Origin of the sequence: Streptomyces sp. LBL, assembly GCF_029893585.1 — a bacterium.
In the GTDB taxonomy this organism is placed as follows: domain Bacteria; phylum Actinomycetota; class Actinomycetes; order Streptomycetales; family Streptomycetaceae; genus Streptomyces.
Window position 1 is genome coordinate 136000 of sequence record NZ_JARXYX010000008.1, and the last position, 13982, is coordinate 149981.

11 protein-coding genes are annotated in these 13982 nt (G+C 69.9%); 1 reads left to right on the plus strand and 10 read right to left on the minus strand.

The genetic code is table 11. The features are described 5' to 3' along the window. Positions 1-2: 2 nt before the first annotated feature. The 5 genes from M2271_RS12050 to M2271_RS12070 all read right to left on the minus strand — a co-directional run bounded on the left by M2271_RS12050 (position 3) and on the right by M2271_RS12070 (position 5950). Positions 3-512: an O-acetyl-ADP-ribose deacetylase gene (locus tag M2271_RS12050; RefSeq protein ID WP_280887145.1), complete on the minus strand. Its 510-nt coding sequence runs from the start codon at positions 510-512 to the stop codon at positions 3-5. Further along, entirely contained in the window at positions 509-1918 is a 1410-nt protein-coding gene (locus M2271_RS12055; protein ID WP_280887269.1) for an NAD(P)/FAD-dependent oxidoreductase, read from the minus strand. Before M2271_RS12055 ends, M2271_RS12050 begins: the two co-directional genes overlap by 4 nt. A gap of 218 nt (positions 1919-2136) precedes the next feature. Then, on the minus strand, positions 2137-2979 hold the full coding sequence (locus M2271_RS12060) for an inositol monophosphatase family protein (protein WP_280887146.1): 843 nt from the start codon (positions 2977-2979) through the stop codon (positions 2137-2139). A gap of 136 nt (positions 2980-3115) precedes the next feature. Further along, positions 3116-5041 (minus strand): gamma-glutamyltransferase, encoded by a 1926-nt coding sequence (locus M2271_RS12065; RefSeq protein WP_280887147.1) that lies wholly within the window; start codon positions 5039-5041, stop codon positions 3116-3118. 162 nt (positions 5042-5203) lie between these two features. After that, positions 5204-5950, minus strand: a complete 747-nt coding sequence (locus tag M2271_RS12070) for a TNT domain-containing protein (RefSeq protein WP_280887148.1) — start codon at positions 5948-5950, stop codon at positions 5204-5206. A 513-nt stretch (positions 5951-6463) separates the two neighbouring features. Between M2271_RS12070 and M2271_RS12075 the strand changes: the two genes are divergently transcribed. Then, positions 6464-7144: a hypothetical protein gene (locus M2271_RS12075; RefSeq protein ID WP_280887149.1), complete on the plus strand. Its 681-nt coding sequence runs from the start codon at positions 6464-6466 to the stop codon at positions 7142-7144. Positions 7145-7412: 268 nt separating this feature from the next. Here M2271_RS12075 and M2271_RS12080 read toward each other — a convergent pair whose 3' ends face one another. From M2271_RS12080 to M2271_RS12100, 5 genes are all read right to left on the minus strand, one after another. Next, positions 7413-8915: an NCS1 family nucleobase:cation symporter-1 gene (locus tag M2271_RS12080; RefSeq protein ID WP_280887150.1), complete on the minus strand. Its 1503-nt coding sequence runs from the start codon at positions 8913-8915 to the stop codon at positions 7413-7415. A gap of 130 nt (positions 8916-9045) precedes the next feature. After that, positions 9046-10065, minus strand: coding sequence for a TIGR03842 family LLM class F420-dependent oxidoreductase (locus M2271_RS12085; RefSeq protein ID WP_280887151.1), 1020 nt, complete (start codon positions 10063-10065; stop codon positions 9046-9048). A 14-nt stretch (positions 10066-10079) separates the two neighbouring features. Then, positions 10080-11483, minus strand: a complete 1404-nt coding sequence (hydA, locus tag M2271_RS12090; protein ID WP_280887152.1) for a dihydropyrimidinase — start codon at positions 11481-11483, stop codon at positions 10080-10082. Positions 11484-11735: 252 nt separating this feature from the next. Then, positions 11736-13022: an aspartate aminotransferase family protein gene (locus M2271_RS12095; protein WP_280887153.1), complete on the minus strand. Its 1287-nt coding sequence runs from the start codon at positions 13020-13022 to the stop codon at positions 11736-11738. After that, positions 13019-13861, minus strand: coding sequence for a nitrilase-related carbon-nitrogen hydrolase (locus tag M2271_RS12100; protein ID WP_280887154.1), 843 nt, complete (start codon positions 13859-13861; stop codon positions 13019-13021). Before M2271_RS12100 ends, M2271_RS12095 begins: the two co-directional genes overlap by 4 nt. Positions 13862-13982 lie beyond the last annotated feature (121 nt).

A 13982-nucleotide genomic window follows, 5' to 3' on the forward strand; every position in this document is an offset into this window, starting at 1 on the left:
CGTCATCCCACCCAGCCGGCGAACACCTCGTACGCCCGCTCGTCGAAGAGCACGAACCGGACCTCCTCGACCGCCGTGTCCGTGGCCCGCACCGTCTCCACCGCGATGCGGGCGGCGTCCTCCAGCGGCCAGCCGTAGATGCCGGCGGACACGGCCGGGAACGCGACCGTCCGGGCGCCCAACTCGTCGGCGACGCGCAACGATTGCCGGTAGCAGGAGGCCAGCAGCTCCGACCGGTCCTCCTCCTTGCTGTAGCGCGGACCGACGGTGTGGATCACCCAGCGCGCGTCCAGGTCCCCCGCGGTCGTCGCGACGGCCTGGCCGGTGGACAGTCCCTTGCCGTGGTGACCGGCGCGCAGTCGGCGGCAGTCCGCGAGAATCGCGGGGCCGCCCCGGCGGTGGATGGCGCCGTCCACGCCGCCTCCGCCGAGCAGGGAGGAGTTGGCCGCGTTGACGAGGGCGTCGGCGCTCTGCCGGGTGATGTCGCCCTGGACGAGGGTGAGCGTGGTCATGCTCCGCGCAGCCTCCTCCAGACGGCCTTGGCCGCGTTGTGCCCCGACATGCCGTGCACCCCGGGCCCGGGCGGGGTGGCCGACGAACAGATGAAGACGGCCGGGTGCGGGGTGCCGTACGGGAACAGGGAGAGCTTGGGGCGCAGCAGGGTCTGGAGCCCCGAGACCGCGCCGGAGGCGATGTCGCCGCCGACGTAGTTGGCGTTGCGGGCGGCGAGTTCGGGGGGTCCGGCGGTCGCGCGGGCCAGGACGCGGTCGCGGAATCCCGGGGCGAAGCGCTCCAGTTGGCGTTCGATGGCGTCGGTGAGGTCGCCGGTCCAGCCGCTGGGGACATGGCCGTACGCCCAGAAGACGTGCTTGCCGGCCGGGGCCCGGCCCGGGTCGACGACGCTGGGCTGCACGGTGATCAGGAAGGGTTTGTCGGGTGCGCGGCCCTCGCGGGACGCCGCGCGCAGGGCGGCGTTGATCTCGGCGCTGTCGGCGCCGATCTGCACGGTGGTGGCCCGGTGCGCCTCGGGCGCGGTCCAGGGCACGGGGCCGTCCAGCGCGTAGTCGATCTTGAAGGCACCCGGGCCGTACCGGAAGTTCGCGTAGTAGCTGCCGAAGCCGGCGATACGGGCCAGGGCGGTGGGCGAGGTGTCGAAGACGTACGCGCGGGCGGGCGGCAGGTCGTCGAGGCGCTTGACCTCGTAGTCGGTGTGGACGGTGCCGCCGAGGTCCTTGAGGTAGGCCGCGAGCGCGTCGGAGACGGCCTGGGAGCCGCCACGGGCCACCGGCCAGCCGCGGGCGTGCGCGGCGAGGGCGAAGACCAGGGCGATGGCGCTGGTGGCGAAGCCGCCGAGCGGGGCCATGACGTGAGCGACGAGACCGGCGAACAGTGTCCTGGCCCGCTCGTCGCGGAAGCGGCGCATCAGCCAGGTCGACGGGGGCAGACCGACGAGGCCGAACCGGGCGAGGGTGACCGGGTCGCGGGGCAGCGCGGTCAACGGCAGGGACATGAAGTCCCGGGCCAGGGTGTCCCACCGGGGCAGGAACGGCTCGACCAGTCTGCGGTAGGTGCCCGCGTCGCGCGGTCCGAACGAGGCCGCCGTCTCGCCGACCGACCGTGCCAGGACGGCGGCGGTGCCGTCGGTGAAGGGGTGCGCCATGGGCAGGTCGGCGTGCAGCCACTCCAGGCCGTACCGCTCCAGGGGCATCGCGCGGAACGCGGGGGAGCTGATCGCGAGCGGGTGGGCCGCAGAGCACGGGTCGTGCCAGAAGCCGGGGAGGGTGAGTTCCTCGGTGCGGGCGCCCCCGCCGATGGTGTCCCGAGCCTCGAAGACGGCCACGGAGAAGCCTCGCCGGGCCAGCTCCACGGCAGCGGTCAGCCCGTTCGGCCCCGCACCCACCACGACCACATCGAGCATCGACGGCACCTTCGGACTCCTTCGTCAGCCGACGGCCTGTGAGGATCAGGATATGACGGAGTACGGACAGGGTGGAGCGGGGGCGTCGCCGGTGGTGGGGGCAGGGCTTCAGCGGCAGCGAGCACCGCGTCGGTGACAGCTGGGGCTATCGCGTCGGTGACAGCTGGGGCTACCGCATCCGTGACAGCTGGGGCTACCCCTCCGTGACAGCCCAGGCGCTACCGCGCCCCCAGCAGCTCCGCCACCCGGCGGGCCGTGGCCGCGTCGCGGGCCGCGGTGAACGGGAGCGTGTTGTGGCCGGTGATGCGGAACGGCTCGCCCGAGCGGGTCAGGTGGGCGCCGCCCGCCTCCTCCACCAGGAGCAGTCCGGCCGCGTGGTCCCATGCGGCTTCCCACGAGAACGCCGTGGCGTCCAACTCGCCCCGGGCGATGGCCAGATACTCCAGGCCGGCCGAGCCGCACGCGCGCGGTGCCACGCCCTCGGTCCACAGGCCCAGCAGGTCCTGTTTCTGTTCCTCGGTCGTGTAGTCCGGGTGCGAGTGAGCCACGCGCAGCTCACGGCCCGGCTCCGGAGCGCCCGGTATCAGCCGCTCGCCGTCGAGGAACGCGCCCTGTCCCCGCACGGCCGTGGCCATCTGGTCACGGGCGGGGGCGTACGTCCACGAGGCGAGGAGGACTCCACGTCGGGCGAGCGCGACCAGCGTGCAGAATCCGGTGTCGCCGTGCACGAACTGCCGTGTGCCGTCCACCGGGTCGACGATCCAGACCGGGGCGTCGGCCTGTATCGCCTCGTACGAGATGGGGTCGGCGTGCACCGCCTCCTCGCCGACCACGACCGAGCCGGGCAGCAGGGCACCGAGCGCCTCGGTGAGATACCGCTCGGCGTTGCGGTCGGCGTCCGTCACCAGGTCGTGCGGGCCGGTCTTCTGGTCGACCTCGTGCGCGGCGAGCCGGCAGAAGCGCGGCATGATCTCGGCCGCGGCCGCCTTGCGGACGGCCTCCTCCACGGCGGCCGAGTGGTGGGCGAGAAACTCGTCGATGGTTTCCTTGTCTCCGATCATGGCTCCATGAGAGCACGCGCCACTGACAATCCCCGCCCGTCCGGTGCACAGCGGGTGGAATCACCATGAATACCGGAACCCGGCGGATCACCAGGAATGCCGTACGCCGGCGCTGCGAGCGAGGCCGACGTCGGGCTCAGCGACCGACCGCGTACCCCTGCATGCCCCGCGGGTTCGCCGCCGCCGACAGGATGCCGGTCCGCGGATCCCGGGCGACCGCGCACAGACGTCCCTCCGACCACGGGGCGCCCACGGTCACGTCGTGCCCGCGCCGCCGTAGCTCCTCCACGACGTCCGGGGCCGTCCGGGACTCCACCGTGACGCTGCCCGGTCGCATGCCGCGGGGGTAGAAGGAGCCGGGGAAGCTGTCGTTGTGCCAGTTCGGGGCGTCGACGGCGCCCTGAAGGTCGAGCCCGCCGCGGACGTGGGCCCGCAGCGCGACCGCGAGGAAGAAATGCAGCTGCCACTGGTCCTGCTGGTCCCCGCCGGGCGTCCCGAACGCCATCACCGGCACCCCGTCGCGCAGCGCGATCGAGGGCGTGAGGGTGGTGCGGGGACGGCGGCCAGGGGTGAGAGTGTTCGGCAGGCCGTCCTCCAGCCAGGTCATCTGCAGCCGGGTCCCGAGCGGGAAGCCCAGTTCGGGCACGACGGGGTTGGACTGCAGCCAGCCGCCGCTGGGCGTGGCGGCGACCATGTTGCCCCAGCGGTCGACGATGTCGAGGTGGCAGGTGTCGCCCCGGGTGCGGCCGTCGGCGCCGACGTCGAGGGCGACGCCACGTGCACTGTCGAGGGCGTCCACCTCAGGCTCCCCCGGGGCCGGTTCCCCTGGGATGGCGGACGTCGTGGGGTACGTGGCGACAGTGGGTTCCCCGGCGCCGAGTACGTCGCGGATCGCGACCGTCGGCTCCCCGACGCCCAGCCCGTCGAAGCCGGGCTCGTCATCGGCGACCACGCGCGCGTGGCCGCTCAGCCGGGGCGCGCGCCCGCCCGGACTGCCGGGCCGTAGCTCGTACGAGGCCTTCTCCCCCACCAGCTCCCGCCGCCCCGCGTTGTACGCGTCCGACAGCAGCGCGTCGAGCGGCACCTCGGCCGCGTCCCCGTACCAGGCCTCCCGGTCCGCCATGGCGAGCTTGCAGCCCTCGATCAGCAGGTGGACGTAGTCCGCGGAGCCGTGGCGGGGCAGCTCGGGCGGGAGCAGGGCGAGCTGCTGGAGAAGGACCGGGCCCTGGCTCCAGGGGCCGGCCTTGCACACCGTCCAGCCGTTCCAGTCGTACGTCGCCGGCACCTCGTAGGTCGCGGACCACCCGGCGAGGTCGGCCGCCGTGAGCGTGCCGGTGTGCCGTTCGCCGCTGGTGTCCATGGTGGGCCGCCGCGCCTGCCGTACCAGCGCCTCGGCGACGAACCCGGTGCGCCACACCTCCCGCGCGGCCTCGATCTGCGCCTCCCTGCCGCCGGCCCCGGCGACCTCGTCGAGGAGTCGCTTCCAGGTGGCGGCGAGGGCCGGGTTACGGAAGAGCTCGCCCGGCCGGGGTGCCTTCCCGCCCGGCAGATACACCTCCGCCGACGTGGTCCACTCCGTTTCGAACAGCTCCCGCACGGTCTCGACGGTCGCCCCGACGTTCTCCACGGGCGCGTGCCCGTGTTCGGCGTACCCGATGGCGTATGTGAGGACGTCGGCGAGGGACTTGGTGCCGTGGTCCCGCAGCAGGAGCATCCAGGCGTCGAAGGCGCCGGGAACGGCGGCGGCGAGCGGCCCGGTGCCGGGGACAAGCTCCAGGCCGAGCCCCCGGTAGTGCGCGACCGTCGCCCCGGCCGGCGCGACGCCCTGCCCGCACAGCACCCGCACCTCCCCGCCCGCCGGGGCGAGCAGGATCGGCACCTCACCGGCGGGCCCGTTGAGATGCGGCTCGACCACATGCAGCACGAACGCCCCCGCGACAGCGGCGTCGTACGCGTTCCCCCCGTCCTCCAACACCGCCATCGCCGACTGCGAGGCCAGCCAGTGCGTGGACGACACCATGCCGAAGGTGCCTTGAAGTGTGGGCCGAGTCGTGAACTGCATCTCTCACCCCGGTGTTTGCGTGCGTCGGTCGACCCATCCAACATCAAAACGGGCCGTGGGGAGAGTCCGAGGAGAAAGAGCGCGAGGCCATCTCCTCCACGTGCCCGTCGCCCCCTCTGCCCTGGAGCAGTTGTTGACGGGAGCTGTTGTCGGTCGGTTCGGTCAGTTCGCGCGCTCCAGGTTCTTGCTGAACACCAGGGAGTTCACTGTCGCACCGGTCTTCACGTGCGGGCAGTACTTGGTCTGTTTGGTCGAGACCGAGGTGACGTACTGCACGCCCAGGCCAGGTTGCTCGAACGCCGGGGCGACAGGCCCGGTACACACGAGGGTGTCCTTCTTCACCCGGTACAGGCGGTAGTCGTAGGGGTACCGCGGGTCCTGGGTGTTGAGATTGGACGGCGGAATCGAGCGTTCACCGTACTTGGCACCGGCCGGCGCGAGGAACTTGCCGAACTCGTTGCCGAAGCGGTCCAGGAGCTGGCCGGGCTTGAGAGTGATCTCGGCCGCGATCACGTTCCCGTTCATGTCATGGGCGAAGCCGTCGTCGGGGACCAGCGAGTACTTCCAGTCGCCCTGCCCGGAGTCGGCGATCGGGTCCCACCACTTGTTGAGGAACTCCACCGGGGTGAGGGTGCCGAACCGATCGTAGCCTTTGAGGATGGTGCCGAGGATCCCGGTACGCGGCAGCTCGGCCGGGCCGAACCGCCAGTCGTTGCACTCGAATTGCGTGTGTGCGTAAGGGTAGGGCGACGGCACCAGCCCCAGGCAGCGGGTCTCCTGGTCGTCCGCTCCGGGCTGGAGGTCCTGTTGCCGCTGCTTGCCCTGGTCGGCTGTCCGGCCACCCGCCGGCGGCGGAACGAAAACCGCCGGTGTCAGGGAGCGATGGGCGGTGGATGTCTGCGTGTCCACGGCAGCGGACGGGGGAGCACTGAGCAGAAGGGAACCGGCAAGGCCGGCCGTAGCGGCCACACTCGCACTCCATTGACGTATTGCCACTGATACCTCCGAAAGATCGAGTCCACAGGGCGTCAGGAGCACCCCGACCCATCACAGAAGCCCCGGCGAGGCACAGCAACACGGGCGGGCCGAACGGGCGTACCCGCCACTCGTTTGCCAGAGGCGGCCCGACGCCACGTGGAGCGCGGCCACACACCATCCATCAGGGCATCGAACCATCAGCACATCGAATCAGCGCTCCACCGCCGCATCACCCCATCGACGCACCGCCGCATCGCCCCATCGCCCCATCGCCCCATCGCCCGGACATAAGCGGATACTTGGCGCACCGGCGGCGCACCACCACAGTCACCGGGCAGCCACGGAGCGAGTTGGCTCTTCCGCCCCACAGGGAGTCGTGTGAGACTGGCGTCCCGTCCGCAGTGCGGACCCCGCTCCGCACCGTCCCCCACGAAATGTGCGCACGTGCGTTCCAGTTCTCTGCCCCTGCCGCTCGCCCTCACCGCGCGTCTGTCGCCTGTCGTCGTGCTCGCCGCGGCGGGCTGGGCGATGTCGTCCGGTCCGTTCGCCGCGACGCCCGCCGCCGAGCACAAGGAGGAGCGGAAGACGGCGAACCAGCCCGCCTCCGCCTCCGCCCCCGCGACAGCGGCGGCCTCGAAGGCGTACTCGGCCGCGCCCTCGCCGTGCGCGAGCGTGGCGAAGAAGACGATCACGTCGCTCGTTCCGGGCGCCAAGACGGCCGGCAAGGAGATTCCGTCCACGGACGCGAAGCTGCGCCGCACCTGTTCCTGGAACGCGCTCAAGGGATACGACTACCGCTGGCTGGACGTGTCCTACGAGATCGTGGAGTCGGACGCCGCGGCGCAAAAGTCGTACCAGGAGACGGTATCGGAGAAGAGCGGCGGCGGAGAGGTGCCCGGTGTCGGCGACTCGGGCTACTCCGTCGTGAACCTCGCCACCGAGGACAAGCAGCAGACCCGCGAGGGCGTGGTGCTGGTCCGTGTGTCCAACGCGCTGGTGACCGTCACGTACAACGGCAGCGACTTCGAGACGAAGAAGGCGCCCAGCGCGGACGAGATCAACAAGGGTGCCATCAAGGCCGCCAAGGAGGCGGTCGCCCCGTTGCAGGACGGCGGGAAGAGCTGAGCCGGGGGGCGCCCGGAGGGCGGCCGGAAGCCGACCCGGAGGGCGGCCCGCCCCGGCCGCCCACGCATTCGATCTGTCGATTAAGTACCAGCAGTACCGCGAGGTACGCGGCTTCGGCATCACTTACCTGCACCAGAACGAGCACGCTACCCCAGTCGGGGGACTGGGGTAGCTACGTGCTTGGGCGTCCTGACGCGGTGCTGAATCCTTGCCATCAGAGCGACACGTTCAACCTCGCGGTCCGTCGGCGGGAAGGTCCTTAGCGCAGTCAACCGCGCTCAGTTGCGCGGGAGCCCGCCATCAGCGCCGCGTACAACACCAGAGAGGACCCGAGGCCGATGGCCCAGCCGTAGTCGGCAAGGGGTTTGAGGAAGGGGATCAGTCCGTCGACCGGGAAGGGACCTGCTTTGCTCCCCTTCGCGTCCAGGGTGGAGTAGGAGCCGCCGACGGCCAGGACCGCGCCGACCGCGAAGGACACCAGCGCCCGCCAGTTCCAGCCGCCCGTGTACCAGTAGCGGCCCGACGGGGTGTAGAGGTCGGCCAGGTGGAGGCGGGTGCGGCGGATGATCCAGTAGTCGGCGATCAGGATGCCGGCGACCGTGCCGAGCAGACCGCCGACCACACCGAGCCAGGTGAAGATGTACAGCTGGGGCGAGGAGATCAGCTTCCACGGCATGATCAGTACGCCGATCACACCCGCGATCAGCGCCCCGGTACGGAAGTTGATCAGTTTCGGGGCGAGGTTGGCCAGGTCGTACGCGGGCGAGACGATGTTCGCCGCGATGTTCACGGAGATCGTCGCGACGAACACCGTGATCAGCGCGAAGAGCAGCCCGAAGGTGTTGTCCGTCTTCGAGGCGAGCGCGACCGGGTCCCAGATCGCCACCCCGTAGACCTTCTCCGAGCCCGAGGTGACCAGCACCGACATCAGCGCAAAGAGCGTCATGGTGGTGGGCAGGCCCAAGGTCTGACCCCAGATCTGCGCGCGCTGGCCGCGTCCGAAGCGCGTGAAGTCCGGAATGTTCAGGCTCAATGTGCTCCAGAAGCCGATCATGCCCATCAGGCCCGGGAAGAAGACCTTGTAGAAGTCGCTGCCCCAGCCCAGTTTCGACGGCTCGTCCAGGAGGGTGCCGAAGCCGCCCGCCTTGTTCGCTATCCAGATCAGCAGGACCAGCGCGCCGACCAGCACGAAGGGCGCCGCCCAGTTCTCGAAGCGGCGCAGGGTGTCCATGCCCCGGTAGATGATGGCCAGTTCGATGGCCCAGAAGATGACGAAGCAGAGCCAGAGCGTCCAGGGGTAGCCGCCCACCTTCGACGCGTCCGCCCAGCCGCCGAAGATCTTGCCGAGCAGGACGAAGACGCCCTGGCCGCCGATCCACGTCTGGATCCCGAACCACGCGCAGGCCACGGCCGCCCGGATCATCGCGGGCAGGTTCGCACCCCGGATACCGAAGGAGGCGCGGGCCAGGACCGGGAAGGGGATGCCGTACTTGGGGCCCGCGTGGCCGGTGAGAAGCATGGGGAGCAGGACGATGGTGTTGGCCAGGGCGATCGTGAGGACCGCCTGCTTCCAGTCCATGCCGAGCGCGACCAGGCCAGAGGCCAGGGTCCAGGACGGGATGCAGTGCGCCATGCCGATCCACAGCGCCACAAAATTGTAGGTCGTCCAGGTGCGCTGGGATTCCGGTACGGGGCTCAGGTCGTCGTTGGCGTAACGGCCGTCGGGGATCTCGGTGGTCGGCGAGGGGGACGGTATCGCGGTTTCGGTCATGAGCAGGCCATTCGTTCAGGGGAGTTGGGGACGGGAGGGGTGGTGCGAATGGGCCGTGCGGGTGTGCGGGTGTGCGTCGGTCCCCTCCCCGGGACGGCGGGGAGGGGACGTCTGGGTGGCAGGAGTGAGGTCAGGCGTTGACCGCGGGGATGATCCGCTCGCCGTACGTGTCGATCACCGACTCCTTGGTGTCCTGCATGTTGTACAGGGCGAACTGGTCGACCCCCACCGCGCGCAGGGCCTTCAGCTTCTCGATGTGTGTCTCCGCCGTGCCGATCAGGCAGAACCGGTCGACGATCTCGTCGGGGACGAACGCCGTGTCCGGGTTGCCGGTGCGGCCGTGGTGCGAATAGTCGTACCCCTCACGGGACTTGATGTAGTCGGTGAGTTCCTGCGGGACCATGCCCGTGCCCTCGCCGTACTTCGACACCAGGTCCGCGACATGGTTGCCGACCATCCCGCCGAACCAACGGCACTGATCGCGGGCGTGCGCGAGGGCCTCGGGCGAGTCGTCCTCGGTGACGTACCCGGGGGCCGCCACGCAGATCTTCACGTCGGCCGGGTCGCGTCCCGCTGCCACGGCGGCATCGCGTACCGCCTTGACCATCCACTCCGTCAGGTACAGGTCCGCCAGCTGCAGGATGAAGCCGTCGGCCTCCTCCCCCGTCATCTTCAGCGCCTTGGGACCGTACGCCGCCATCCAGACCGGAACCTCACAACCCTCCTTCGCCCAGGGGAACTTGATGGTCGCACCCCCAAGGTCCGCCTCCTGGCCGGCACCGAGCGCCTTGATGATGCGCATCGCGTCGCTGATCCTGGCCAGGGTGTTGGGGGTGCGGCCCGCGACCCGCATCGCGGAGTCGCCACGCCCGATGCCGCAGATCGTGCGGTTGCCGTACATGTCATTGAGCGTCGCGAAGGTCGACGCGGTCACCTCCGGGGTGCGGGTGGAGGGGTTGGTGACCATCGTGCCCACCATCAGGCGGTCCGTCTTGGCGAGGATCTGGCTGTAGATGACGAAAGGCTCCTGCCAGAGCACCGCCGAGTCGAAGGTCCAGCCATGCGTGAAGCCGTTACGCTCCGCACGCTGCATCAGCTCGATCACCTTCGTGGCCGGTGGGTCGGTCTGCAGGACAAGTCCGAAGTCCATGGCTCTGGCTGCTCCTAGCTGAGGTACTGACAGGTGGAGCGCGGGGTGTACGTGCCATGACCTGCCCGGCCCTTGAACTCGCGCTGTTCGATGACGATCTCGCCGCGCGACAGCACGGTCTCGACCCGTCCGGTGATCCGCTTGCCCTCGTACGCCGAGTAGTCCACGTTCATGTGGTGGGTGTCCGCCGAGATGACCTGCTCGGCGGTCGGGTCGTAGATCACGACGTCGGCGTCCGCGCCCGGCGCGATGGTGCCCTTCTTCCCGTACAGACCGAACATCCGCGCCGGGGTCGCGCAGGCGATCTCGATCCAGCGGCGGCGCGAGAGGTGCCCGTCGACGACGGCCTGGTGCAGCAGGTCCATGCGGTTCTCGACGCCCGGCAGGCCGTTGGGGATCTTCGAGAAGTCGCCCCGGCCGAGCTCTTTCTGGCCCACGAAGCAGAAGGGGCAGTGGTCGGTGGAGACGACCTGCAGGTCGTTCGTCCGCAGGCCTTTCCACAGGTGGGCCTGGTGCTCCTTGGGGCGCAGCGGCGTCGAGCACACGTACTTGGAGCCCTCGAAGTCGGGCTCGGCAAGGTTGTCCGTGGACAGGAAGAGGTACTGCGGGCAGGTCTCGCCGAAGACGTTGAGCCCCTGATCACGCGCCCTGGCCAACTCGGCGACCGCCTCCATCGCGGAGACGTGCACGACGTACAGGGGCGCGCCGGCGACCTGCGCCAGCTTGATGGCGCGGTGCGTGGCCTCAGCCTCCAGCAGGGCCTTGCGGACCTCGCCGTGATAGCGGGGGTCAGTCTCCCCGCGGGCGAGTGCCTGCTCGACGAGGACGTCGATCGCGATGCCGTTCTCCGCGTGCATCATGATCAGGCCGCCGTTCTCGGCGGAGCGTTGCATGGCGCGCAGGATCTGGCCGTCGTCGCTGTAGAACACACCGGGGTAGGCCATGAACTGCTTGAATGAGGTCACCCCCTCCGCCACCAGAAGGTCCATCTCCTTGAGTGTCTCCTGGTTCACATCGGAGACGATCATGTGGAAGCCGTAGTCGATCGCGCAGTTGCCCTCGGCCTTGGCGTGCCAGGCGTCCAGGCCCTCGCGCAGGGTGTGGCCGACGCTCTGCACGGCGAAGTCGACGATCGTGGTCGTCCCGCCCCAGGCGGCGGCCCGGGTGCCGGTCTCGAAGGTGTCGGAGGCGAAGGTGCCGCCGAACGGCAGCTCCATGTGGGTGTGTGCGTCGACGCCTCCCGGGATGACGTACTTCCCGGTGGCGTCGATGGTGCGCTCGGCCGTCCAGGCCGCAGCGGCCGGAGTGCCGGAGGCGGCGAGGGCGGCGATGCGGCCGTCCTCGATCAGGACGTCGGCGTGGATCTCGTCGGACGCGGTGATGACGAGACCACCGCGGATGACGGTACGGCTGCTCATGTGTGAACGCTCCGCTGGGTCGTGGTCGAAAGATGCGGGTCGTCGGTGGTCGGCGTCGGTGGCCGATGTCGGTGGCTGGTCGCGCCCTGCGGCGGAGCGGCACAGGGACGCCGCCCCGTGCCCCTCACCACGGCTGCGCCCCTCACCACGGCTGCGCCCCTCACCGCGGCTGCGCCCTTCACCGGGGCGCGGATTCCCTTGCTCAGGACGGTGTTACTTGATGGTGTCGCTTGACGGTGTTACTGGATGCTGTTACTGGATGCTCCTCAGAGCGGCTTCGAGGATCGCGGCGCCCTCCTCGGCCTCCGCGACGGTCAGGGACAGCGGCGGGGCCACCCGCAGGGCGCTGGTGTTGTGCCCGCCGCCCTTGCCGATGAGCAGCCCGCCTTCGCGGGCCGCCTCCAGCACGGCTGCCGCGGCCTGCGGATCGGCCTGGTCGGTGCCGGGCCTGACCAGTTCGATGCCCAGCATCAGCCCGCGTCCGCGCACCTCCCGTACGCCCGGAATCTGCGCCCCGGCCGCCTGCAGCCGCTCCCTGAGCAGACCACCGACGCGCCGGGCGTTGCCCTGGAGGTCGTGTTCCACGAGGTACGTCAGGTTGGCGAGACCCGCCGCCATGGTGATCTGGGTGCCGCCGAAGGTCGAGATGCTGTTGGAGTCCAGGCAGTTCATGATCTCGGCGCGAGCCACCACGCCGCCGATGGACATGCCGTTGCCGATGCCCTTGGCGAAGGTGAGGAGGTCGGGCGGGCCGTTGTGCCCGTGGGCCTGCCAGCCCCAGAAGTGGTCGCCGGTGCGGCCCCAGCCGGTCTGCACCTCGTCGGCGATCCACAGGATGCCGCGCTCGTGCAGCACCTCGCGGAAGGCCGCGTACAGGCCGTCCGGGGGTGAGGTGAAGCCGCCGACACCCTGGATCGGCTCGGCGATCAGAGCCGCGGGCGGGCGGGTGTGGCCGAGGAGGTCGTTCAGATCGTCGACACAGGCGGCGATGAAGTCCTCGTCGCTCAACGAGGCGTACGGACCCCGCGTGCGCACGCCTCCGTGGACGTACAGCGTCTGCAGCGGCGACAGCGAGGTCGGGGACCAGCCGCGGTTGCCGGTGATGCCGACCGCGCTGAAGGAACGGCCGTGGTAGCTGTTGCGCATCGCCAGGATCGTGTTGCTGCGGCGGTACGTCGTCGCCAGCAACAGGGCCGTGTCGTTGGCCTCGGTGCCGGAGGTGGTGAAGAAGACGCGGGCGTCCGGGATGCCGCTCAACTGGGCGACACGCTCGGCGAGTTCGACCATCGGCCGGTTGAGGTAGAGCGTGGACGTATGGATGATCCGCCCGGCCTGCTCGCTCACCGCCTTGGTGACCTCGGGCAGGGCGTGCGCGGTCATCGTCGTCAGGATGCCGCCGAAGAAGTCGAGGTACTTGTTGCCCTCGGCGTCCCAGACGTACCGGCCCTCGCCGTGCGTGATCTCCAGCGGCTCCTCGTAGTAGAGGGCCAGCCAGTCGGGCAGCACGCTCCGGTGGCGGGCCATCAGGTCCCTGGTCACGGCTGCACCAGCCCCTCGTAGGCGTCGGGACGGCGGTCGCGGTAGAACGCCCACTGCTGCCGCACCTCTTCGATGAGATCGAAGTCCAGGTCGCGGACGACCAGTTCCTCCTCCTTGTCGCTCGCGGTCTCCCCCACGAACTGGCCACGCGGGTCCACGAAGTACGACGTCCCGTAGAAGTCGTTGTCCCCGTACTCCTCGACGCCCACCCGGTTGATCGCGGCGACGAAGTACTCGTTGGCGACCGCGGCCGCCGGCTGCTCCAGCCGCCACAGATGGGAGGAGAGACCTCGGTGGGTGGCGGACGGGTTGTACACCAACTGGGCGCCGTTCAGGCCGAGTTGCCGCCACCCCTCGGGGAAGTGACGGTCGTAGCAGATGTAGACGCCGACCTTGCCGACGGCCGTGTCGAAGACCGGCCAGCCGAGGTTGCCCGGCTTGAAGTAGAACTTCTCCCAGAAGCCTTTGACCTGCGGGATGTGATGCTTGCGGTACTTGCCGAGGAAGGTGCCGTCCGCGTCGATCACGGCCGCGGTGTTGTAGTAGAAGCCCGACTGCTCGACCTCGAAGACCGGGACGACGACGACCATGCCCGTCTCGCGCGCGAGCTCCCGCATACGACGTGTGGTCGGCCCATCGGGCACCGGCTCGGCCCAGCGGTAGTGCTCCGGATCCTGGACCTGACAGAAGTAGGGAGCGTTGAAGACTTCCTGGAAGCCGATGATCTTGGCGCCCCGGCGGGCCGCCTCGCGGGCGTGCTCCTCGTGTTTCGCCACCATGGACTCGGTGTCGCCGGTCCAGGTGGCCTGGACCAGAGCGGCACGTACGACGTTGGCCATGAGCTGCTCCTTTGACGAGCGTAAGAAAATCTACGCCCGTAGACGCAGGCTGTAGAGGGACGAACGTAAGCCTCCTGAAGGGGCTTGCCAAGACCATCGTCGTTAACCCGCTGAGTCGATC